This window comes from Pseudomonas sp. p21, assembly GCF_001642705.1.
In the GTDB taxonomy this organism is placed as follows: domain Bacteria; phylum Pseudomonadota; class Gammaproteobacteria; order Pseudomonadales; family Pseudomonadaceae; genus Aquipseudomonas.
In genome coordinates, this window is record NZ_LWBV01000007.1 from 47,173 (window position 1) to 70,322 (window position 23,150).

Here is a 23,150-nt window from a genome sequence, read left to right on the forward strand (position 1 = left end):
ACGCTCATGTCTTTCACTACCCAACACACCGCTTCGTACTATGCCGCCACGGCACGCAATGCGGCGCCCTACCCCAGCCTGGAGGGCGAACTGACCGCCGATGTGTGCGTGGTCGGCGGCGGGCTGACCGGGGTCAATACCGCCCTGGAACTGGCTGAGCGCGGGCTCTCGGTGGTGCTGCTGGAAGGCCGGCGCATCGGCTGGGGCGCCAGCGGCCGCAACGGCGGCCAGCTGATTCGCGGCATCGGCCATGACGTCAGCGGCTTTGCCCGGCATGTCGGCCAGGAGGGCGTACATTACCTGAAGCAGGCCGGCATCGACTCGGTGGCGCTGGTGGCCAGCCGCATCGCCCAGTACGGCATTGCCTGCGACCTGCGCTGGGGCTTCTGCGAACTGGCCAACACCCCCGCGCAGTTCGCCGCCTTCAAGGACGAACAGGACGACCTGCTTGCACTCGGCTATCGCCATGAAACCCGCCTGGTCAATGCCGACCAGCTGCATGAAATCGTCGCCAGCGACCAGTACGCCGGCGGCCTGGTGGACATGGGCTCGGGCCACCTGCACCCGCTCGACCTGGTCCAGGGCGAAGCGCGCGCCGCCCACGGCCTGGGCGTACGTATCTTCGAGCAGAGCCCGGTGCTGCGCATCGAGCATGGCCCCCGCGTGACCCTGCACACGGCCTGCGGCAAGGTGCGGGCAAGCAGCCTGGTGCTGGGCTGCAACGCCCACCTCGATGAACTGGAGCCACGCCTGAGCGGCAAGGTGCTGCCGGCCGGCAGCTACGTGGTGGCCACCGAGCCATTGCCTGAAGCACTGGCCAGCAGCCTGATCCCGCAGAACATGGCGCTGTGCGACCAGAAGGTCGGCCTGGACTACTACCGCCTCACGGCAGACCGGCGCCTGCTGTTCGGTGGCGCCTGCCACTATTCTGGCCGCGACCCCAAGGACATCGCCGCCTACATGCGGCCCAAGGTGCTGAAAGTGTTCCCGCAACTGGCCAACGTGCGCATCGACTACCAGTGGGGGGGCATGATAGGCATTACCGCCAACCGCTTCCCCCAGGTCGGGCGCCTCAGCCAGCACCCCAACGTGTACTACGCCCAGGGCTATTCCGGGCACGGGCTGAACGTAACGCACTGGACGGCGAAACTGCTGGCCGAAAGCATCGCCCTCGGCCACAGCCAGGGGCTGGACGTATTCAGCGCCGTGCCACACCTGACTTTCCCCGGCGGCAAGGCACTGCGCTCGCCGCTGCTGGCGCTGGGGATGTTGTGGTATCGGTTGCGGGAGGTGCTGGGTTGAGTTCGCCTGGAGGTTTTCTGCGGCTGTGAGACCGAGCGCCGCGCGGGTGGCGCTCGGTCTCACAGCCGCAGAAAACCTCCAGGCGAACCCTTCCAGCCGCAACTTTTTACCTTTTCACAAAGGATTGGAACCTACCCACTGGCCAACTGTCACGCACCTGCTAGCGTTGTTCTGGCCGACCTATCATGGATGCATTTTCATCATGAAATCATTGCCCCGCATTACCCTGTTGTGCGCCGCACTGCTAACCATGGCCGCCTGCTCCAGCAATCGCGTGGACCCCAAGGACTATTCCGGCTTCCTCAAGGATTACAGCCGACTGCAGGAAGCAAAGAGCCCTTCGGGTGACCCGGTGATGCGCTGGATCGACCCCAAGGTCAACGTCAACCAGTACAGCCAGGTATTCATCGAGCCCAGCCAGTTCTACCCCAAGCCACAGCCGACGGAGGTCATTTCGACGCAGACGCTGCAGGAAATCACCCGTTACTTCAATGAAGCGCTGCGCCGTGAAATGGGCAGCGTCGTGCCGCTGGCCAAGGGCCCCGGCCCGGGTGTGATCGTGGTGCGCCCGGCAATCACGGCAGTGTCGACCAGCAACGAGGGCCTCAAGCCCTATGAAGTGATCCCGATCGCCTTGATTTCGGCCGGTGTGAACACTGCCATGGGCGGCCGTGACCAAGAGGTGGATGTCGGTGTGGAAGCTGCGTTCCTCGATGGTTCCAGCCAGAAGGTGCTGGCCCAGGTCGTGCGCAAGGGCACGGGACAGGAACTGGAGAACAAAACCACGAAACTGACTTTGAATGATGTCAAGCCGGTGCTGGATGGCTGGGCCAAGGACATGCGCGCGAGCTTCCTGGCAGCGAAACAGAAAGCCCGCTAGCACCTTGAGTTTTAGCAACGCACTCCCGAGTGCTGCAGAGCAGCCTCGGGGTGTTTCAACCCAGCCTCGAAGACAAATCCGGGGGTTGCCTCAGGATTTAAGGTTACCCGCCTCTGATCGGATCTTGCTAGCCGCGTCCGTGGTATTGTTGATTTCGTCAAACGGATACGGGGGAGGCAGTGAAGGCTGGGGAGGGACATGTATGGGAGGGGCGCTCGGCGAGGATGCGGTAGCGACTGACTCTTGGAATAGTGTAGTGAAGCCCCAACGTTTCCCCGCCTGCTTGAAGGTTACACCGTCGTTTTTGTTCTTGGCTACGAGAACTGCTAGTCGTCCGGAAGCATTTGTTGCCTCATGAATGTAGCCCTGATTGTTCGCTATGGCGCCTCTGATCTCGGCTTTTATTTCTGGCGTCACCGGAATGCCATGAGCTCTCAATACTTTGCTCAAACCCGTTCGATTAAATTTGACACGATTTCCAAATACCCACAGCCCCTGGGTGTCGAACAGCTTAAATCGGTTATACCCAGAAGGATCATGAAAGTTCACCGGATCCCCGGAGCAGTAGTTGTATGAACCCAGACCGCCCCGGCCAAATGGGCTTTCAGTATCAGGGGAACAGAACCTCATGAGCGTTACACTAAAAAGCCGTTTTCCTTGACCAAGTGGATAACCGCCTCCCGCTGGGTCACGCCATTGACCGTTAAAACCTGCCAGTGCCAACGATTGCTCCAGCAAAGAAAAGCCATAAGGGGAGTAAGTTTCCCGTTCTTCCCCCCTTCTTCCCCATGCAGCGATTACCGTATTGTTACCTGCGGTTTGCAGAAGTTCCAAGTCTTCCGACTGCTGCGCCAGCAATTGATTTCTCGCGTACAATAGACGAGCCGTTTTTTTGCCTGCTTGACACACCAGTTCCCGGCCAGAATAAAACAGCAAAATACCTGTATGCTTTTGCAAAAGTCCATTCATAGCGATGATATCCAGGATGATTGAGGCCATCATGGAAGTATCGGCAACAGTCGGCAACTAGCATTTTTAACAGTCCCGTCAACACTCCACGAACGCAACAGCAAGGCCGCCGCGCGAGGTCTCCTTGTAGTTGGCATGCATGTCCGCCCCGGTATCACGCATGGTGCGGATCACCCGGTCGAGCGAGATGAAATGCTCGCCGTCCCCACGCAACGCCATCTGCACGGCGTTGATCGCTTTCACCGCAGCAATCGCGTTGCGCTCGATACACGGCACCTGCACCAGGCCACCCACCGGGTCGCAGGTCAGGCCAAGGTTGTGCTCCAAAGCAATCTCGGCCGCGTTCTCCAGTTGCGGCGGCGTAGCACCCAGCACTTGGGCCAGGCCGGCAGCGGCCATTGAACAGGCCGAGCCCACCTCGCCCTGGCAGCCAACCTCGGCGCCGGAAATCGACGCGTTCTTCTTGCACAGGATGCCTACCGCCGCTGCCGCCAGCAGGAAGTCCACCACATCCGCGTCGCACGCGCCCGGGTTGAACTTCATGTAGTAGTGCAGCACCGCCGGAATGATGCCGGCAGCACCGTTGGTAGGAGCAGTCACCATGCGCCCGCCGGCGGCGTTCTCTTCATTCACCGCCAGGGCGAACAGGTTGACCCACTCCATGGCACTGAGGGTGGAACCGATCACGTTGGGCTTGCCCAGCTCCTGCAGGCTGCGATGCAGCCGCGCCGCGCGGCGCTTGACGTGCAGCCCGCCGGGCAGGATGCCTTCGTTGCGCAAGCCATTGTCGACACATTCACGCATGGCGGCCCAGATCCGCAGCAGGCCCTCACGCACCTCGGCCTCCGGGCGCCAGGCACATTCGTTGGCCATCATCAATTGCGCCACGCTCAAGCCATGGGCCTTGCACAAGGCCAGCAACTGCGCCGCACTGTCGAACTCGTACGGCAGCGCCACCGCGTCCGCTTCGCCTGATGGCGCATCGATCTCGGCTTGCTCGACGATAAAGCCACCGCCCACCGAATAGTAGGTCTGGCGCAACAGGCTGCCCTGCCCGTCCATGGCTTCCAGGCTCATGGCATTGGGGTGGTACGGCAGGTTCTCGTCGAGCAGCAGCATGTCACGGCTGTACTCGAACGCCAGCGGGTGGCTGCCATCGAGCATCAGGCAGTGCTCCTGCATCACCTGGCCTATGCGCGACTCGATGGTGGCCGGGTCGATACGGTCCGGCCACTGCCCCATCAGGCCGAGCAGGCAGGCGCGGTCAGTGGCGTGGCCAACCCCGGTGGCCGACAGCGACCCGTATAACCGCACCTCGACACGGCTTACCCTGGCCAACAGCCCCTGCTCATGCAGGGTCCGGGCAAAGGTAGCCGCCGCCCGCATCGGGCCGACGGTGTGGGAACTGGACGGCCCGATGCCGATTTTGAAAAGGTCGAAAACACTGATAGCCATGCTAATGCCTGACCGTGCGCAGGTATGAAACCGCAACACGGTTATCTGGAAAAATTGAGCGTTATTGCGAAGTTGCGCGATACTGCCGCGCTGGCTCACGGATGACCAACGAAACTTCCTAAGCAAGGCTTTAGTGGTACTAAACGATGCGACGACAACTCAATGGCCAGATGTTCGTCTGGCTGCATGTGTTCGCCTGTGCGGCCCGGCACTTGTCCTTCACCCGCTGTGCCGAAGAACTGCACATCACCCCGGGCGCAGTCAGCCAACAGATGCGCCAGCTGGAAGAACGCCTGGGCTACCGGCTGTTCCTGCGCCGGGCACGCGGCGTGGAACTGAGCGCCGAAGGGCAACGCCTGGCGCAGACGGTGGCCGAAGCCTACGGCAGCATCGAAGCCGAACTGCTGCGCCTGGACGCCGGTGAAATCCGCGGCACCTTGCGCCTGCGCTCGATCCCGTCGTTCCTGGCCAAATGGCTCACACCCCGCCTGCCACGCTTTCAGCAACGCTATCCGGACATCGAGCTGCGCCTGGTGGCCGAAGACAGTGCCCAGGCGTTGACCCCGGGCGATTTCGACCTGGCCATCGACCTGAACGATGGCAGCTACCCCGGCATGCTCTCGACGCCGCTGCTGGACGAGCAGATCTTCCCCGTATGTTCCCCCACCTTGCTGCGCGGGCGCCCGCCGCTGCACGGGCCGGCGGACCTGGCGCACTATCCGCTGCTGCACGACATCACGGCCTGGCGCGGCAGTTCGGAATATGCCGAATGGGAGTTCTACCTGGAGGGCATCGGCGCCGCTGGCCTGGATGTACGGCGTGGGCACACCTTCAACCGCAACCACCTGACCATCGAGGCGGCGATTGCCGGCATTGGCGTGGCGATTGCCCGGCGCACGCTGCTTAACGACGAACTGGAGCGCGGTGCGCTGATCGTGCCGTTCGGGGTGCCGATCGCCAATCACAAGCGCTATGTGGTGCATTACCCACCGGGCGGGTTGAACCAGCCGGGGGCCCGGGCGGTACATGACTGGCTGGTGGAGGAAGCGCGGGGGTTCAGGGAGATCTATCTCAAATTTTGAGGTGGTGCATAAAGGGAGCGCCGCGCGGGCGGCGCTCGATCGCATAGGCAATACAATTGTCACGGCAAGCGCCTCGCAGCACTTGACTCAATAAGCCTGCTTGCCGGTAAACGCATTCAGCGTGCGCACCAGAATCACGAAATCCAGCCACAGCGACCAGTTGTTGATGTACTCGATGTCCGAGTCCACCCGCTGGATCATCTGCTCGATATCCTTGGTCTCGCCCCTGAACCCGCGCACTTGCGCCAGGCCGGTCATGCCAGGCTTGATATTGTGGCGGGCAAAGTAGTCGACGATGTCCTGCGAATACAACGTGTCATGTTGCAATGCATGCGGCCGCGGCCCGACCAGCGACATCTCCCCAGTCAGCACATTGAACAACTGCGGCAGTTCATCCAGGCTGGTGCGGCGGATAAAGGCGCCGACCCGGGTCAGCCGCGGGTCATTCTTTTGCGCCTGCTTGACCACGCCCTCTTCCGGCTGGTGCACATGCATGCTCCTGAACTTCCAGATGCGGAACGCTTCCCCGGTCCAGCCGGTGCGTTCCTGACGGAAGAACACCGGGCCGCGGCTATCGAGCTTGATGGCCAGCGCAACGGCCAGCAACACCGGCGATGCAAACAGCAGGATCAGCGCCGCCAATACCCTGTCTTCGAGGTTTTTCAGGAACAGGCTCATGCCCGTCAGCGGTGTTTCCGACAAGGTCAGTACAGGAATGCCGGCAATTTCCCGCACGCTGTGGTTGATCAGGCGCAACGAGAAGATATCCGGTACCCAGTTCACCGCAATGCACTTGTCGAGCAGCTTCAAATACACATCGTTGATGACCTCGGAGCCACCCAGTGGGGTCACCAGATACACCGTACGGATGCCGTAGCGGGCCACGATATCGTCGAGCTCGGCAACATGCCCGAGCACCGGCAGGCGCTGCTTGCCTTCGGCGCTTTCGCGCCCCGGCTCATCGCCATTGGCGATCAGCACGCATCCCAGCACACGCTCGCCAAACCAGGGGTTGTTGCTGATTTTCTGATACAGGAAGTTGGCCAGGTCACCGGCGCCGATGATCAGGGCGTTGTCCAGGCGTGCATGTGCGCTAAAGCGCTTTTGCAATTCACGCACGGCAAAGTGCAGGAACAACTGGGCGATGTAGCCAATGATGAACAATTGCACGACCAGCAGCCGCGAATAGGTTTCGCTCTGTTTGGTCAGGAAGGCCATGACCACCAGAAAGCAAAAGGTTGCCGACCAGGCCTTGAACAGCCGGAAAGCCTTGATGGAAAGCCCGACGTTGGTACGGTAGATTGCATAGTGATCGTAGATGACTGCCAGTGCGCCAATCAGCAACAGCAGCATGATCACGTAATCGGAAGTGATGTAGCCAAACTGGTCGTAGATCAGGTACCAGGCAATACTGGTAACTGCAATTCCATCGAGGCCGGCCTGAATGGCGTTACTTACGCTGCTTCTTCTCTGCAGTAAGGAACGACTGCTTCTGGGTTCGAAAACCATCTCAGACCTCATCGATTTGCGAGCAGCAAGTGCCTGCGATCAAACAGCCAGTCTTGACAACGGCTCATGCACAGCCAGTGAGCCAGAATCGGAGCCTCAGGCCATGATCTCACTGTAGCAGCCAACCGCCATCAGTGTGCCCGGAATCACTGCCCGCCCGGAATCTGGCAGACTCAAACGGTGCGCTGGCTCGGCCCCACGCCCCGGCGGTACAGCAGAGTGCGCAGCAGGAACAACGGGTTGCCCACTACATAGCGCATGAACAAACGCTTGGGCTCGCGCAACAGCCGGTACAGCCACTCCCCGCCCAACCGCCGCAGCCACTCGGGCGCCCGGCTGACCTTGCCGCCGAGAAAGTCCAGGATCGCGCCGCCGCACACGATCAGGCACGGCTCGCCAGTGGCCGCCAGCCTTGCCGCCACAGCCTCCTGCCTGGGCATGCCCATGCCCAGCACGATCAACTCTGGTTGCTGCTCCCTGGCCAGTTGCAGGTAGGTCTCGACGCTGGCAAAGCCATCGTGAACCGACACCGGCACCACCCCGAACAGGGCTGCGCTGCGCTGCACGGCCTGCTCCAGGTGAGGTTGCCGGGTGCCCCAGAACGCGACCCGCCGCCCACAGTAGGCGGCCAGGAGCCGAGGAATGAAGTCGGTACCATTCATGTTGAGCCCGGATTCAAGCCCCAGCCGGCGATAGAGGATCGCCATGCCGGAGCCGTCGCGCAGCAGCACATCGGCCGCCGACAATGCCTGGTGGTAAGCGCCATCGCGTACCACCAGGTTCATTGCATGGGCATTGACGAAGCCCAGCACGGTCGCGGTTTGCGGGGCGGTCAGCCTGTCGAGCAGGCACTGCGCAGCAGCGGCATCCGCCACCACTTCGAGCTTGCCGACAAGGGTGTTCCAGCGTTTCTGCCACTCAGCCATCAGTCTTCATCCCGTTTCGAACGTACCCATTCAACCTGGCGCTTGATCAGGAACCCCAGATACAAGGGGACCTTCCTTACAGCGTAAAACGGCGCGTACAGCAGCACGGAAAAGGGGATCAGTTCGCGACAGAAGCGCGCCCAGGCCAGCACGATGGCAAGGCCCAGCAATGCCAGCGCGCAAAGGGCGATCCACGCCGGTGTCGCCAGGCCGAATAGCATGTACGCCAACCAGGTCATAAGGTTAAGCCCGAGCAGGGCCAGTACCAGCAACGCCAGCGGAGGCACCAGCAGGTCCAGGGTCATGGCCAGCAAGCTGCTGTTTCGCTGGGTGATTGCGACCAGCGCACGCCTGGGCGCATCGGCCAGCATCATGCCCAGGTGACCATGCTCCCAACGTGTGCGCTGGCTACCCAGGCCTCGCTGGCTGGCAGGGAACTGGCTGCTGACCACGGCCTCGGGGCAGAACACTGGCGGCTTGCCCTGCTGGCACAGGTCCAGGCCCAGCTTCACATCCTCCACCAGATGCCCATTGGCCAGGTCGATCAACGCCAGGTCACGCCAGCCGAACGCCATGCCCGCACCCATCAACTGACAAGGCAGGCCCAGCCGTGCCCAGCCACGTGGGCGCACCAGGTTCTTGACCCGCCAGGCGAACTCGGCAACCTGCACTTTCAGCCCGGCCCCTGCCGGTGCGCGCATCAGGTACAGCGCCTGCACCGGGCGAGCGACCTCGCGGTAGCGCTGCGCCAGTCGCTCGATCGCCCCCTCGCCCACCTGGCAATCGGCATCCACCACAATCACCACCTCGGGCGGCTGCCCGGCCAGGTGGCGCACACCAAAATCCAGGGCGTAGCCCTTGCCACGCAACCGCGCGTCGTGACGCTCCACCACTTCGGCACCGGCCTCGCGCGCCAGCAGCGCTGTGTCGTCAGTGCAGTTGTCCGCCACCACCAGCAAGCGGTCGCCAGGCCGCAACTGCGGGGCAATGCTCGCCAGCGTGGCACGAATGATCGAAGCCTCGTCATGGGCTGGCACCAGCACTGCCACCTGCGGACGAGCGTTGGTGCCCAACGGCTGCGTGCGCGCCGGCAGGCAGGCCATCAGCACCTGCACCAACAGCAGTAGCACCGGCAACAGGACGATGGCCGCCAGCATGCCCAGTAACCAAGCCAATACACTCATCATGCGGATGCCCTGAAATAGCCGGCCAACCTGGCCGCCTCGGTGTCGATGTCATGCCGTTGCAGCACACGTTGACGGGCCGCCTCGCCCATGCGCTGCAGCACTTGGGCAGGTTGTGCCAGGCAGTCGGCCATGGCCGCCGCCAGCTCGTCCACGGCACCGGCGGGGAACAACCAGCCGTTCTCGCCCGGCCGCACCAACTCGGGAATGCCTGCCACATAGGTGGTCAGCACTGGCCGGCGCAAGGCCATGGCCTCCATGATCACCACCGGCAAACCCTCGGCAAAGCTGGGCAGCACCAGCGCACGGGCAGCAAGGATCTCCTCGCGCACCTGTACGCTGCTGATCCAGCCGGTAATGCGCACCTGCTGCTGCAAGCCGTACCGGGCAATCAACGCTTCGATCTGCCCACGCATTTCACCGTCGCCGGCCAGCACCAGCTCGAAGGCGGTTGACCGGGTAGCCAGTATCCGCGCGGCCTCGAGCAACAGCAGCTGGCCTTTCTGCTCGCACAGGCGGCCTACACACACCAGGCGCGGCGCCGTGGGCACGCTGACCGGCGCCACTTCGTGGAAGCTGCGCTCAAGGCCGCAATGCACCACCTTCACCTTGGCCCAGTGGTCGTGTGCCACCCAGCGAAACAACTGGCTGCGGCCGTACGAACTGACGGCCGCGACAAAAGCGGCACGCCGCACCTTTTCGCCCATGTGCAGGAACTGCGGTTTGTCGAACTCTTCCGGCCCGTGCACGGTAAAGCTGTAGGCTGGCCCGCCCAGCACGTTGGCCAGCATCACCACCTCGGTGGAATTGGTGCCGAAATGCGCGTGCACATGTTTTGCCTCACCTGCCTGCAACCACTGGAGTACCTGGCAGGCTTCGGCCAGGTAGGCCAGGTGGTAGGGCCAGGCGCGGTCGGCCCGCAGGCCCAGGCGCATGGCCAGCCACAGCGCCTGGAAGAACCGGCGCGGCTGTGTGCGCAGCACCTGCCAGGTTGGTGCCAGCAAACCCCTGATGCCACTTTGCAGCACATAGCGGGTCTTGCCCCGCTCGCTCGCGTCTTCGGCGTCCTGCAATTCGGCATCCCACCCACGCAGGGCAATACGCTGCACCTCCACCCCCTGGCGTTCCAGCGCCAGGATCTCGCGGCGGATGAAACTGTGGCTGACCTTCGGGTACTGGTTGATGAAATAAGCTATGCGCATAGGAATCCAGATCAAGACCCGCGTAATGGACCTTCAGACCTGCCGTAGCAGCGCCAGCCGTTACTTCAGGCTGTCGACTACCGGCGGCCGGCGCCTCGCCGATGCCTCCTCGTCAGGTGCATCCCCCTGTTTCCCTTGTAGTCCAAGGTTGTGACCGCTGCCTGGCAACGCGGCCTGCAAGCGGGCGAAAACATCGTCGAGCAACGCCTGGCGGCGGCGGTACATCGCCCGCTTCTTCGCCGGAATATCCTGTTCCGCCCGCTGTGCTGCGGCCAGCGGGAGGGCGAAGAAGTCCGCATGGTGTGACGCGGTAGCGCCGTGTTCCAGCCAGATCACGTCATAGTTGGCCGCCAGGTCCTGGCCTTTGTCGTTGCCAAAATACGCGTGCCGATGGTGGCGGCAGGCATCACTGACGGCATACAGCTGCACCACGCCCAAGGTCCTGGCCAGGCACTTCAACCCCTCGAGCAGCAGGCTGCGGGGGCGCAACCCCTCGAAGTCCTTGGTCAGGTCGCGGTAGATGGCCAGCGAGGTTTCGCTTTCGATACCCTTGTGGATGCCCTGCACGGCACCGATGAACAGGCACAGTTGACCCTGGCTGCGGCACAGGCTGAACGCCAGGGAAGCCACGCGCAGGTCGCTCTGGAACAGGTTCAATACCAACTCGCCTTCGCGCTTGAACCAGATCGGCCGGTCCAGGACCAGGCGACAGCCCGGCGAATGGCTGGACAGCTCGCACAGCGTCAGGCTTTCGTCCCGCCCCAGCAGCAACAGCGCCGGAAACTGCCCGGCCAGCACTTCGAAGTGTGAAGCCACCACCTCCAGGCGCTGCGGGGCTTCCCAGCATTTGCTGAGGTAAGGCCACTGCACGACACCGATGCAATCCACGCCCAGCCGCTGCAGACCTTGCTGGCCCAGCGCCGCCGTCATGCGCTGCAGGAACGCATTCAGCTCAGGCCAATGCCTGGCAATCTGCAGCGTCAATTTGTACTTGTTGTTCAGCGCCCGCAACGAGTAGCCCGGCTGCAAGGTAAACACGCTTTTCACGATCGTGCCGAGCATCATGGGCCTCTCTCACTTGTACTCGATCAACGCCGATTTGCCGGCCGCGATGCGGTGGCGCAAGAACTTCAGTTGACCGAGCATTTCCGGGAACTTGCCCAATACCAGAAACACCGCTTGTAGCCAGTTCTCCCGCACCGACTTGCCACCTCGACGGGCCAGGCGTACGGCCTGCAGCGGGTAGACCAACAGCAACAACAGGCCCCAGCCGCCCAGCAGCAGGCAGGCCAGCACGATCACCACGGGTATGCCCAGGCCCCACAGCCAGGCCCGGCGCGATTCGCGCAGCCAGTGCCGCTCCGGCGGCTGACCATGCAGGTAAACCCCCTCGGCATAGGCATGGCCGGCGCGCAGGCTACGCCGCCACCATTGGCTGAAACGGGTCATGGCGGCATCGTGCAGGGTCATCTCGGCGTCCAGGCGCCAGACCTTCCAGCCCTTTGCCCGCAGGCGCACGCACAGTTCGGGCTCTTCTCCGGCGATCAGATCGGGGCGGAAGCCGCCGACGGTGGTGAAGGCATCCACCCGCATCAGGGCATCACCACCACACGCCTTGGCTTCGCCGATGGGGGTGTCCCACTCCAGGTCGCACAACAGGTTGTACACCGACCGCTGAGGAAAGCGCTCGCGTCGGCGGCCACACACCACTGCCACTTCAGGATGGTCGTCGAGAAACGCCTGCGCCGCGGCCAGCCAGCCACCATCCACCTCGCAATCGCCATCGACGAACTGCACCAGATGCATCGACGGCAGCAGCCGCTGCAAGGCGCCAAAGCCTTCGTTACGTGCGCGCGCGGCGGTGAACGGGGTGCCCATGTGCAGCGCCAGTACCTCTACCCCCAGGCTGCGGGCCAAGTGCGGTGAACCATCGGTGGAGCCCGAGTCGACGTACATGACCTTGTCCGCCCCATGCAGCAGCGAACGCAGGCAACGCTCCAGGCGCTGACCTTCATTACGGCCAATCACCACCACACCAATCCCGCTCGCCATGGGCCTCACTCGACGGGCGCCGTGGCGGCCGGTTGCCTGGCCTTGATGATCGCCGGCACCCCCACCGCCAGCGAGTTGTCCGGCACATCCACCAGCACCACGGCATTGGCACCGATGATCACATTGTTGCCGATGCGGATGCTACCCAGCACCTTGGCCCCGGTGCCGATATCGACGTTATTGCCGAACACCGGTGCAACCGGTTCGTTGACGTTCTTCAGGCCCACTACCACGCCGTTGCGGATGCGGCAGTCATCGCCGAACCGGGCATAGCCGCTGATGACGATGCCGCCAAAATGGTCGATGACGAAGTTGCGGCCGATCTCCGCTTCGCACGGCAGCTCCACACCCGTGATGATCTGCACGAACTTGTAAAGGATCTTGTAGATGAGCGAAAACAGCTTGCGCAACAGTGCCGGGCGCACGCCATAGCGCCAGCGACCGAAACGGTACACCAGCAATACCCAGAAGCCCTGGGCGCCCCAGTCGCCGCCATGGGCACGCAGGTCGGCACGTATATTCTCGAACATGGCTCCACCTACCTTGTCGGTTGGCTGGCGTACCGGGTCTTGAACAACAGTGACCAGGTCGCCCGGCAGTGACGCCAGCAGGCCTGTATTGCGCCCCGGCCGCGTCGTTTCAACAGCGCCTTGAGTGCCAGCACCAGGTCGCCCAGGGTGACCAGCAGCATGTGCAGGGCAAGCCCCGCCAGCCCGTGATGCTTGCGAAAGTACAGCAGCTCGCTTTCGATCTGGTATGACGAGATCTGCCGGCTGGCCGCCTCCAGCTCGGCCACCGACCTGGAACTTTCACCACCAATGTGCACCACCGTGGTGTGCGGGTAGAACACCACTTTCCAGCCCGCTGCCTTCACCCGCTTGCAGTGGTCCACCTCCTCGTAATAAAGAAAGTAGCGTGGGTCGAACAGGCCCACCTGATCGAGCACTTCGCGACGCACCAGGTAGAAGCAGCCAGGCAGCCAGTCGCACTCGCGGACCGAGGCGTGGTCCCAGTTCATTTCGTCGACCATCTTCAAGCCCGGGAAGAAGCGCCCCAGCCCGGTACGCCCGACAAACACGTTGAGCGGTGTGGGGAAGTAACGGCAGCTGGGCTGCAGGTCGCCGTCGCGGCTCTCCAGGCGCACCCCCAGCACCCCGCATTCAGGGTGGGCGTCCATGTAATCGAGGGTTTTCTGCAGGGAATCGGCGGCGACGAAGGCATCGGTATTCAGCAGCAAGGCGTACTTGCCCTTCAGGTGCGCCAGCAATTGGTTGTTGGCCCGGCCGAACCCCACGTTCTGCTTGTTGCTCAGCAGCAACGCCTGCGGGCACACCTCGGCCATGCGCTGCAGCGAGTCATCGACCGAGGCGTTGTCCACCACCAGGTAGCTGGCCAGCCGTTCGCTGTCGGCCCGGCGCAGCGCATCGAACATCGGCTGCAGCAGCCCGGCCGTGTTGAAGTTGACCACCATGACGTCCACAGGTTTGCTAGCCATTGTTGCCATCCCCGAAGAAATACTGGCGCCTTTGCGCCATCAGCAGCGGCTCCAACTGCGGGTCATAGGCGCCATTGCGCTGCTTGATCAGGTCGATCCACGGGTAGGCTTCGCAACGTGCCTCGACCCGTTTGATCAACGCCTCGGTGGTGCAGATGAACTCTGCCGGGTTGCCACCAAACACCGTGCCCGGCGGCACGTCCTTGGTCACCACGGAACCGGCGGCCACGATCGACTCAGGGCCGATGGTCACGCGGGGCATGACGATCGCACCATGGCCGATGAAGCAATTGTCCTTGATGTCGATGAAGCCGACCGAATCCAGGTGCTTGCCGAAGCGATGTTCAATCAGCAATACCACCCCGTCATGACCGATCAGCGTGCAATCGGACAGGCCCACACTGTTGCCGATGCGAACCAGCGAAGGGTCGAGGAATTTGCAGCCTGTATTGACATAGAAGTTGCTGCCTACCGAGTGGAAGTTGCCCCAGCGGGTAAGGTAGGCCCCCCATTCAAGCCCTGAAGGCTTGCAAAACTTCCTGTAAAACGAGCTTCCTCGCCCCGTTGCATGGACATAGTGCGTCACTGCCTTGCGTATCCATCCCTTCATGCTGCCCGCCTCGCAATCAAAGCAATCTGGACTGTTCCTGAGGCACGTCTGGTCTGGTTCTTGTGGGTACTGACCGCAGCGCACTCAACTCGTGTACAACATGCATCACACCACGGCGCCCTTGGCCGCGCCCATCCTGGCGTCGAGGTGGTCGGCCAGGCGTACCGCAAACTGCAGCAGCGGCATGGTCGGGTTGGAGGCGCCGCCCGTGGCAAAGATGCTGCTGCCGGCGACGTATAGGTTTTCGGTACCGAACACTTTGCAGTTGGTATCGACAACACCGAATTGCGCCGACGATGCCATGCGAGTGGTACCCATGTGGTGGGCATGTGGCGACAATTTCAGCGGTATCGAGGTGTCGTAAACGAAGTCATTGAGCTTGATGAACCCCAGGTTCATGTCCGCCCACTGCTTGGCCAGTTCGCTGCCAATGCACTTGATGGTGTGCCGGTCATCTGCGGTCAGTGCCCAATTGACATTGACCTTGGCCACGCCCAGTGCGTCCTTCTCATCCAGCAGCGAAATGCGGCTGTGCAGGTTGGGGAACTGCTCGATCATGGTGCTGATCACACCGTCACCGGGGCAACTGAACCTGGCCACGAAGGCAATCTTGCTGGCAACCCCCATGTCACAGGCCAGGTTCTCCAGAAAATGCTTGACCTCGGCAGTACGACCATAGGTTTGCACATCGGCCAGCAAGGCGGCCCTGACATTGCCTTTACCTGCCTTGTATTCGTCAACGAAGGCATCGGTGGTGTAGTACTCGCGCGGCTCAGGGGCCAGCCCCGACTTGAGGATGAAGGTGCCAAGGTCAATGTTCAGATGCTCCATGAAGCACCCGCCGACCAGCCCGTCCTTGCTCACGACCCCGGCCGCCACCAACGACTCACTGTTGAGCAGTTGCCGGGCATTCTCGATGGCACCGGTGGCCAGCACGAAGTTTCTCGCAACCAGGCGCTGGCGATTGCACTCGTAATCGGACAGTACGACTGCGGCCAGGCGGCCAGAGGCCTGGTCAAACTCCAGGTTCACGCAATTGCAGTTGATGAATACATCCAGGCCTTGGGTCTGCTCGAGGGCCGTGGCGTATTTTTGCGCAAAGCGCGTTGGCGGGCTGAGCAGAAAGCGGTCTGGCTCGAAGTCACCGCCGTCCAGGCCAGTATTCAACGCGTGAAAATCCGACCCAGGCGGCAGGTCGACGATTTCCATGGCAGCAGGCAAGTAGCCTGCGATTTCCGAATAGGGAATGGGCCAGCCAGGCAAGTCGCCAAGGGGGGGAATGGAAAAGTCCGAGGGGCTGAACGGCCGGCAACGGCCTGCCCAATGGTTGGATGTGCCGCCGAGGTAACGTAGCCGAGCTTCCTTGGCATACAGCTCCAGGCCGGTGGACGCACAGGCGTACAAGGCTTGCGAGTTCGCCGAGTACTCACGCCCGCCGCCTTCGGCAAGCAGTACGCTCCAGCCGGCGGCGGCCAGGCGCAAGCCCAGGGTGATACCCGCCGGGCCGGCGCCAATGATGCAGACATCGTAGCTGTCGCGCAGTACCTTCTGCTGCTGATAGTCCTTGATCATGCGTGTTCGTTCCGGAAGTAACGGGACGGCAATACCCAGCCGTTGATCACTACAAACCCGGACCTGTCGGCAGGTTGACTGGCAACGGCTGCCGTAGCGCCGAACACCACACCACCAACGCCCAGCAAGACACAACTCTGGAGAAAGCCTCTACGACCCAACTGCGCAGTACAAAAAGTAAGCTTCCCCATGATCCCGTGACCTGTATCTTTGAAAGTTTCACCCAGCAAGCCGCATTACAGCCAGTTGAAAAAGGCTGTCAGCAGAGCCCCGCAAAGCGCCCCGACCAGTAGCATCGGCAGCACCACCAGTTCACGTTTGAGGCTGAAGATATCCAGTTTGCAATTCACATACACGATCAGCACCAGAGTTGGCACGGCATGCAGGGCAACCCCCCAGATCGCCCAGTCCACACCGCCAATCGCCAGCAACAGCGGTAGCAGCCCCCACAGCGAGACCAGGCGGATGATGTTGTCCATGGCCTGGTACTTGGTCAGGCCCAGGGCAATCCACACCTGATGAGCCAAGGTATAGCGCAATGTGAGGAACGACAGCGAAAGAATCGCCAGCATCGGGCCTGCTTCACGGTAGCGGTCGTCGTACATCCAGCTGATCAGCAGCGGGCTGGCGGTCAGGAAACCGCCACAGATGAACAGCACCAGCAGGTCGACCAGCAGACGGAAGCGGTGATACAGCGCCTTCAGGCGCTCCTTGTCATCGGCCCGAGCCGCTTCGCTGAAGGCGGGCAGCGCCACGGCACCGAAAATTTTCATCAGCGCGGTCTGCACGGCACCGAGGATCAGCACGGCAATCGAATACACCCCCAGTTGTGCCGCCGTCATGCTGGCGCCAAACCACATGCGGTCACCGTACATGGCCAGCACGCCGACCATCGACGACAGCAGAATCCAGCGGCCAAATACGATCAGTTCGTTCAGCGCGCTGCGGTCCCACTGCAGGCGGTTGCTGTGCCCTTTGAGGGCGGTGTGGCCCAGCAGGGTCCAGGCCAGGGCCGACACCAGGCCGGCGATCACCAGCGCCCAGACCGAGTGTGTCAGGTAGCCCAACACCAGCATCACCAACAGGCCGATCACCTGCGAGGCCAGGTCGACCAGCACCACACGCTTCTGTTGGAAAGTTCGTACCGCCACATCTATCTTGGTGGACTGGAAGCCCCAGATCACCGCCGACAGCCCGGTTGCCGCCAGCACCATCGGCAACACCGGAGCGGCATAGGTAGAGTCCGCCGGCCACAGCTCGGCCAGCTGGGCAAGCCAGGCCCCCAGGGCTAGCAGCAAGGTCAGGGCAAACAGCACGAAGCCGCGGATGATCTGCACGGTCCATGCGGTATTGAGAAAATGCGGATCGTCACCGCGATGGCTCTGGATGATGTTCTGGCGCAGGCCGACATCGGACAGCAAATGCAGGAGTACCGAAACGGTGGTGGCGATGACCATCACCCCGAACATTTCCGGCAGCAGCAAGCGGGCCATGACCAGGTTGCCGCCAAGGCGCATCACCTGTGACGCCACCTGCGAAACCAGGTTCCATGACCCGGCCCTCAGAGCCCGCTTGCGCAGGCTCGCGGTGGCTGACACATCAATCGACGGCATGACGTCAATCTCTGACTGATTGGCTAAAAGGTCACTATAGTTTCAATTAGCCACGATGCTAGCCGTTGCCCGCCGAGGGAAAGGTGTACATAGCCAATGCCTGAACATTTTCGTGCGTTGATCGTCATCCTGTTTCTGGCGAGCGTGGTCTTCCTGCTGGCGCGGCGGCCTGCCACCGACCTGATCCCGCTGAGCGCCTTCAAGCGCCGGCGCAACCTGTGGTTCCTGCTTACCCTGCTGGCCTTCGTCTCGCACAGTTTCTGGCTGTACCTGGGTGCGGGCGCCGTCATCCTGTTTATCGCCGGGCGCCGCGAGCACAACCCCATGGCGCTGTTCTACATGCTGCTGTTCCTGATCCCGCCGGCTTCGGTGCAGGTGCCCGGGTTTGGCGTGGTCAATTACCTGGTCGACCTCAACCATATCCGCCTGCTGACCCTGTGCGTGCTGTTGCCGGCGGCCCTGGCCCTGCGCCTGCAAGGCGACACCCTGCGCTTTGGCCGCACCTGGCCCGACAGACTGCTGGCGGCCGGCCTGGTGCTGATGAGCGTGCTGTACCTGCGCGAAACCACCCTGACCGACACCCTGCGCCAGACGCTGTACCTGTATGTCGATGTGTTCCTGCCGTATTACGTGGCCAGCCGTGGCCTGCGCCAGATCAGCGACTTCAAGGACACCCTGCTGGCCTTCGTGCTTGCCTCCTTCGTCCTGGCCCTGATCGGCGTGGCCGAGTACGTACGCCACTGGCTGCTGTACAGTGCCCTGATCGACGCCATGGGCGTGCCGTGGAGCATGTCCGGCTACCTGAGCCGTGGCGGTTCGCTGCGTGCCAGCGTCACCACCGGGCAGGCGATCGCCCTGGGCTATGTGATGAGCGTGGCCATCGGCCTGTTCCTGTTCGTCCAGGGTTATGTGCGCCGCCCGTTGCAGCGGGCGCTGGGCGCCCTGCTGCTGGCCGCCGGGCTGTTCGCGCCACTGTCCCGTGGCCCGTGGATCGGCGCCGTGGTCATCGTGGTGGTGTTCATCGCCCTGGGCAAAGGTGCGGTCAGGCGCCTGGCGCTGCTCGCCGCGGCCGGCATGCTGGCCCTGCCCTTGCTGACCATCGTGCCCGGTGGCGACAAGGTACTGGACCTGCTGCCGTTCATTGGTAACCTCGAGAAAGAGAACATCACCTACCGCGAACGGCTGATGGACAACTCGTGGATAGTCATCCAGCGCAACCCGCTGTTCGGCTCGTTCGACTTCCGCAACACCCCGGAAATGCAATCAATGATCCAGGGTGAAGGCATCATCGACATCGTCAACACCTATATCAACCTTGCACTGCGGGTCGGGCTGGTCGGGCTTGGCCTTTTCGTGGCGTTCTTCGCCACTGTACTGCACGGCATCCGCAAGGCCATGCGCAGTTTCCCCGACAAGGACGACGAGCGACGCCAGCTCGGCCGGGTATTGCTGGCGACACTGATCGGCATCCTGGTGATCATCTTCACCGTCAGCAGCATCACCTTCATCCCGGTGGTGTACTGGTCTGTCGCCGGACTGGGCGTGGCCTACGTCCAGATGGTCCGCAGGCTGCAGAACAGCCAGGCCATCGCGCTGGCCGACCCCGGCCTTCAACCCAGGTAACGCCCATGAACGTGCTCACCCTGCGCTGCCCAGGTTTTCCAACCCTGCTGCGGGTTTCCGCCATTGCTGGCCTGGCCTTGCTGCCGCTCACCAGCTGGGCATCGGCGTGGCAAGTCAGCGTCGATGAACAGAATGGCCTGCCCATGGTGACACACGGTGGTGGGCCGGTGATGAAAGCCAAGTTCGACTTCTGGGCGGCCAACTGGAGCTGGACGGGGTTCGCCACCACGTTCAAGGTCAATGGACCCTACCACTACACGCTGCAGGGCAAGAACAAGGAGCTGGACTTCGACCTGGCGGCGGATATCCGCAAGGCGCAGGCGCAAACCCTGAGCTGGGCCTTCGACCTCGACGCCCACAGCCGCCAGGCCGGCGTAATGGGTGGCGGCATGGTGTTCCAGTTCGACCCGATGCAAATTGCCGGGGGCATGGGCGCCCCGCAACTGCTGCCCGGCAACCGTGGCTGGTCGTGGGGCAAGACTGAACAGGGCCGGCGCATCGAAATGCGCTTCGACCCGCCACTGGCCAAGGTGTATTTCGAGCGCGGCAACCCGTCCGAACTGCGTGCGTTCATCTACAGCGACCCGATCAGCGCTGGCCGGCAGCAGATCAAGGCGGTGCTCAACATCACCGGCGACATCGACCTGGGGCCCACGCCCAGCGAACGCTTCGGCCTGGTCGACCCCGCCGGTTGGCCCGACGACCAACTGGACTGGCGCACCTCACCAGTGGACCTGTCGTTCCTCAATGCCGCGGAAAAGCCTGCCGGCAAGCGTGGCTTCGTCAAGGCCGTCGGCGAACAGCTGATGTTCGAGGACAACACCCCGGTGCGCTTCTGGGGCACCAACCTGTCCGCCTATTCGTTGTTCAAGAGCCCTGACGAAGAAATCCGCCAGCAGGCCAAGCGCCTGTCGGCTCTGGGCTTCAACCTGGTGCGCCTGCACCACCACGACTCGCCATGGGTCAGCCCGAACGTGTTTGGCGACGGCTCGCTGGTGCGCGATACCCAGCAACTCAGTGCCGAATCGCTGCGCAAGCTCGACCTGTGGATCAAGGCACTCAAGGACGAAGGCGTCTATATCTGGCTGGACATGCATGTGCAGCGTGCGCTTACCGCCAATGACCACATCGATGACTTCAAGGAACTGGCCAAGGGAGAGGAACGCGTTGACCTGAAGGGTTACGCCTATGTGAACAACAGTATCCAGAACGCGATGAAACGCTTTGCCGAGCAGTACCTGACCCATGTGAACGAATACACCGGCCTTGCTTACAAGGACGACCCGGCCATCGCTGCCGTGCTGCTCACCAATGAGAACGACCTCACCCAGCATTATGGTAACGCCCTGATGCCGAACAAGGACGTACCGCGTCACAGCGGGCGCTACATGGAGGCGGCCAAAGCCTTCGCCAAACGCTATGACCTGCCCACCGATCTCACCTGGCGCGCCTGGGAGCATGGCCCTTCAAAGCTGTTCCTCAACGACCTGGAACAACGCTTCAACGCCGACATGATCGCCCACCTGCGCGGCCTCGGTGTGAAAGTGCCGATCGCCACCACCAGTACCTGGGGCGGCAATGGCCTGAGCGCGCTGCCGGCACTGACCGCAGGCGATATCGTCGACGCCCATAGCTACGGCGCCAATGGCCAACTGGAGAAGAACCCGTTGAGCAGCGACGGCATGATCGACTGGATCGCCGCGGCCCAGGTGGTCGGCAAGCCGCTGACTGTCACCGAGTGGAACGCCGAGCCCTTCCCACTGCCCGACCGTCACACACTGCCGCTGTACGTGGCCGGCACCGCCGCCCACCAGGGCTGGGACGCGATGATGCAGTACGCCTACAGCCAGCAGGCCTTCAACCCAGGCTGGCGCACAGCGGATAACTGGCACGCGTACAACGACCCGGCGATGATCGCCACCCTGCCCGCTGCCGCCCTGCTCTATCGCCGTGCGGATGTGAAGCCGGCCACTACCCGCTACGTGTTCGCGCCGCCCCCCGCCACCCTGTACAACCAGGAGGTCACCCCGCGCAACTCGCCGCTGCTGCGCACGGCCATGGAAAAGGGCCAACTGCAGATCGCCCTGCCACAGACGCCGGAGTTGCCCTGGCTGAAACCCGCCGCCATCCCTGCCGGTGCGCAGGTGCTGCAGGACCCGGGGCAGTCCCTGCTGCCAGCCGACGCCACGGAGGCAGTCAGCGACACGGGTGAACTCAAGCGCAACTGGCAACAGGGCATCTACACCATCAACACACCGCTGACCCAGGCCGCGACCGGCTGGCTGGGAGGTCGCTCGATCAGCCTCGGCGCCATCCAGGTGCAAGCACAAACACCGTACGCCAGCGTCGTGGTGCAAAGCCTGGACGGCAAACCCTTGGGCCAGTCGCGCGAGCTGCTGGTGTCGCTGGGCACCCGTGCTGTGCCCAAGGCCGATGACAAGACACCCTTCAACGTCGAGCCGCTTGCTGGCACCTTGAGCATCAAGGCGCCCGCTGGCCTGAAGCTGTTCGCCCGGGATGCACAGGCACAGTTGAAACCGTTGCCGATGGCTTACCAGGATGGGCGCTACAGCATCACGTTCGACGGCAAGTACATGTCCAACTGGCTGTTCTTGAAATAGGGTATATGGCCATCTACCCTCACAACAGACCTGTAGCTGAAAAGCGCGGCTGTACAACAGCAGAGTCCAGGAGGCATGGATGAAGTTTCTGGTTGTCGGTGGCGCGGGCTACATTGGCTCGCACATGGTCAAGCACCTGCTCGGTGCAGGCCATGAGGTAGTGGTGGCGGACCTGGTCTCGCCCGGCCCCGGCATCCAGTGGGCGAAACTGGACATCGCCGACGAACCCGCCCTGGATGTGCTGTTTGGCGTTTGCCGTTTCGATGCCGTGTTCCACTTTGCCTCGTTCATCCAGGTGGGCGAGTCGGTCAGCGTGCCCGGCAAGTACTACCAGAACAATGTCGCGGCCACCCTTGCCCTCCTGCAGGCCATGGTGAATGCCGGTATCAGGTACCTGGTGTTTTCTTCCAGTGCTGCGGTTTACGGCAACCCGCAGTATGTGCCGATCGACGAAGCGCATGCCAAGGGGCCGATCAACCCGTATGGGCTGAGCAAATGGATGGTCGAACAGATTCTCGAGGACTTCGACCGGGCCTACGGCTTGAAGTCGGTATGCCTGCGTTACTTCAATGCAGCGGGTGCTGACCCGGAAGGCCAGTTGGGGGAGCGCCATGACCCCGAAACCCACCTGATCCCGTTGATCCTGCAGGCTGCCTCGGGCCGGCGTGAGGCGGTAACGGTGTTTGGTCGCGACTACGACACGCCGGATGGTACCTGCATACGCGACTATGTGCATGTGGCCGACCTGGCGGCGGCCCATGCACTGGCGGTGGATTACCTGCTGGCGGGTGGCGAACGAACCGCGTTCAACCTGGGCAATGGGCTGGGCTTTTCGGTGCAGCAGGTGATCGACACGGCCCGGGCGGTGACTGGCCGACCGATCCGCACCCTCGACGCGCCCCGCCGCCCCGGCGACCCGCCCCGGTTGGTGGCCGATGCTGGCAAGGCGATGGACATGCTGGGCTGGCGGCCGGAGTTTGCCACGCTGGAGCCGATTGTGCGGCATGCATGGCAGTGGGAGTTGCAGTATCCCTGGGTTACGCGTCAGGCCTGAA

General features: G+C 62.6%; 19 protein-coding genes. 6 read left to right on the forward strand and 13 right to left on the reverse strand.

Annotated elements, in window-relative coordinates:
* The first annotated feature begins 6 nt into the window (after positions 1–6).
* On the forward strand, positions 7–1,302 hold the full coding sequence (locus tag A4C63_RS19465; protein ID WP_063914128.1) for an FAD-binding oxidoreductase: 1,296 nt from the start codon (positions 7–9) through the stop codon (positions 1,300–1,302).
* Between the two features lie 202 nt (positions 1,303–1,504).
* Positions 1,505–2,182, forward strand: coding sequence for a DUF3313 domain-containing protein (locus A4C63_RS19470; RefSeq protein ID WP_063914129.1), 678 nt, complete (start codon positions 1,505–1,507; stop codon positions 2,180–2,182).
* Positions 2,183–2,272: 90 nt separating this feature from the next.
* Here the strand turns inward: A4C63_RS19470 and A4C63_RS25925 are convergent, their stop codons facing one another.
* Both A4C63_RS25925 and A4C63_RS19475 read right to left on the reverse strand, forming a co-directional pair.
* Positions 2,273–3,184 (reverse strand): RHS repeat-associated core domain-containing protein, encoded by a 912-nt coding sequence (locus A4C63_RS25925; protein WP_082888375.1) that lies wholly within the window; start codon positions 3,182–3,184, stop codon positions 2,273–2,275.
* A gap of 45 nt (positions 3,185–3,229) precedes the next feature.
* Positions 3,230–4,606, reverse strand: coding sequence for an L-serine ammonia-lyase (locus tag A4C63_RS19475; RefSeq protein WP_063914130.1), 1,377 nt, complete (start codon positions 4,604–4,606; stop codon positions 3,230–3,232).
* A gap of 146 nt (positions 4,607–4,752) precedes the next feature.
* Here A4C63_RS19475 and A4C63_RS19480 point away from each other — a divergent pair, with 146 nt between their 5' ends.
* A complete protein-coding gene (locus A4C63_RS19480) occupies positions 4,753–5,688 on the forward strand; it encodes a LysR substrate-binding domain-containing protein (RefSeq protein WP_063914131.1) in 936 nt (311 codons plus the stop codon).
* Between the two features lie 87 nt (positions 5,689–5,775).
* On the opposite strand, the gene A4C63_RS19485 is transcribed toward A4C63_RS19480, so the two are convergent.
* The 11 genes from A4C63_RS19485 to A4C63_RS19535 all read right to left on the reverse strand — a co-directional run bounded on the left by A4C63_RS19485 (position 5,776) and on the right by A4C63_RS19535 (position 17,851).
* Positions 5,776–7,197: an undecaprenyl-phosphate glucose phosphotransferase gene (locus A4C63_RS19485; RefSeq protein ID WP_063914132.1), complete on the reverse strand. Its 1,422-nt coding sequence runs from the start codon at positions 7,195–7,197 to the stop codon at positions 5,776–5,778.
* A gap of 173 nt (positions 7,198–7,370) precedes the next feature.
* A complete protein-coding gene (locus A4C63_RS19490; RefSeq protein ID WP_063914133.1) occupies positions 7,371–8,123 on the reverse strand; it encodes a WecB/TagA/CpsF family glycosyltransferase in 753 nt (250 codons plus the stop codon).
* Complete coding sequence (locus A4C63_RS19495) at positions 8,123–9,310, reverse strand: glycosyltransferase family 2 protein (RefSeq protein WP_063914134.1); 1,188 nt, start codon at positions 9,308–9,310, stop codon at positions 8,123–8,125. Before A4C63_RS19495 ends, A4C63_RS19490 begins: the two co-directional genes overlap by 1 nt.
* Positions 9,307–10,509: a glycosyltransferase gene (locus tag A4C63_RS19500; protein ID WP_063914135.1), complete on the reverse strand. Its 1,203-nt coding sequence runs from the start codon at positions 10,507–10,509 to the stop codon at positions 9,307–9,309. The genes A4C63_RS19495 and A4C63_RS19500 overlap by 4 nt, the downstream gene beginning before the upstream one ends.
* Positions 10,510–10,569: 60 nt before the next feature.
* Positions 10,570–11,574: a VirK/YbjX family protein gene (locus A4C63_RS19505; protein ID WP_063914136.1), complete on the reverse strand. Its 1,005-nt coding sequence runs from the start codon at positions 11,572–11,574 to the stop codon at positions 10,570–10,572.
* A 9-nt stretch (positions 11,575–11,583) separates the two neighbouring features.
* Positions 11,584–12,561, reverse strand: a complete 978-nt coding sequence (locus tag A4C63_RS19510) for a glycosyltransferase family 2 protein (protein WP_063914137.1) — start codon at positions 12,559–12,561, stop codon at positions 11,584–11,586.
* 5 nt (positions 12,562–12,566) lie between these two features.
* The gene (locus tag A4C63_RS19515) at positions 12,567–13,091 is read right to left on the reverse strand and encodes a serine O-acetyltransferase (protein WP_063914138.1); all 525 of its coding nucleotides are present in this window, start codon (positions 13,089–13,091) and stop codon (positions 12,567–12,569) included.
* Positions 13,092–13,099: 8 nt separating this feature from the next.
* Complete coding sequence (locus A4C63_RS19520; protein ID WP_063914139.1) at positions 13,100–14,056, reverse strand: glycosyltransferase family 2 protein; 957 nt, start codon at positions 14,054–14,056, stop codon at positions 13,100–13,102.
* On the reverse strand, positions 14,049–14,666 hold the full coding sequence (locus A4C63_RS19525) for a DapH/DapD/GlmU-related protein (protein WP_063914140.1): 618 nt from the start codon (positions 14,664–14,666) through the stop codon (positions 14,049–14,051). The genes A4C63_RS19520 and A4C63_RS19525 overlap by 8 nt, the downstream gene beginning before the upstream one ends.
* Positions 14,667–14,771: 105 nt before the next feature.
* On the reverse strand, positions 14,772–16,238 hold the full coding sequence (locus A4C63_RS19530) for an FAD-dependent oxidoreductase (protein WP_063914141.1): 1,467 nt from the start codon (positions 16,236–16,238) through the stop codon (positions 14,772–14,774).
* A gap of 236 nt (positions 16,239–16,474) precedes the next feature.
* Positions 16,475–17,851 (reverse strand): oligosaccharide flippase family protein, encoded by a 1,377-nt coding sequence (locus A4C63_RS19535; protein ID WP_063914142.1) that lies wholly within the window; start codon positions 17,849–17,851, stop codon positions 16,475–16,477.
* 96 nt (positions 17,852–17,947) lie between these two features.
* Here A4C63_RS19535 and A4C63_RS19540 point away from each other — a divergent pair, with 96 nt between their 5' ends.
* From A4C63_RS19540 to galE, 3 genes are all read left to right on the forward strand, one after another.
* Entirely contained in the window at positions 17,948–19,474 is a 1,527-nt protein-coding gene (locus A4C63_RS19540; protein WP_063914143.1) for an O-antigen ligase family protein, read from the forward strand.
* Positions 19,475–19,479: 5 nt separating this feature from the next.
* A complete protein-coding gene (locus tag A4C63_RS19545; RefSeq protein ID WP_063914144.1) occupies positions 19,480–22,095 on the forward strand; it encodes a cellulase family glycosylhydrolase in 2,616 nt (871 codons plus the stop codon).
* A gap of 79 nt (positions 22,096–22,174) precedes the next feature.
* Complete coding sequence (galE, locus tag A4C63_RS19550) at positions 22,175–23,149, forward strand: UDP-glucose 4-epimerase GalE (protein WP_063914145.1); 975 nt, start codon at positions 22,175–22,177, stop codon at positions 23,147–23,149.
* Position 23,150: the final 1 nt, after the last annotated feature.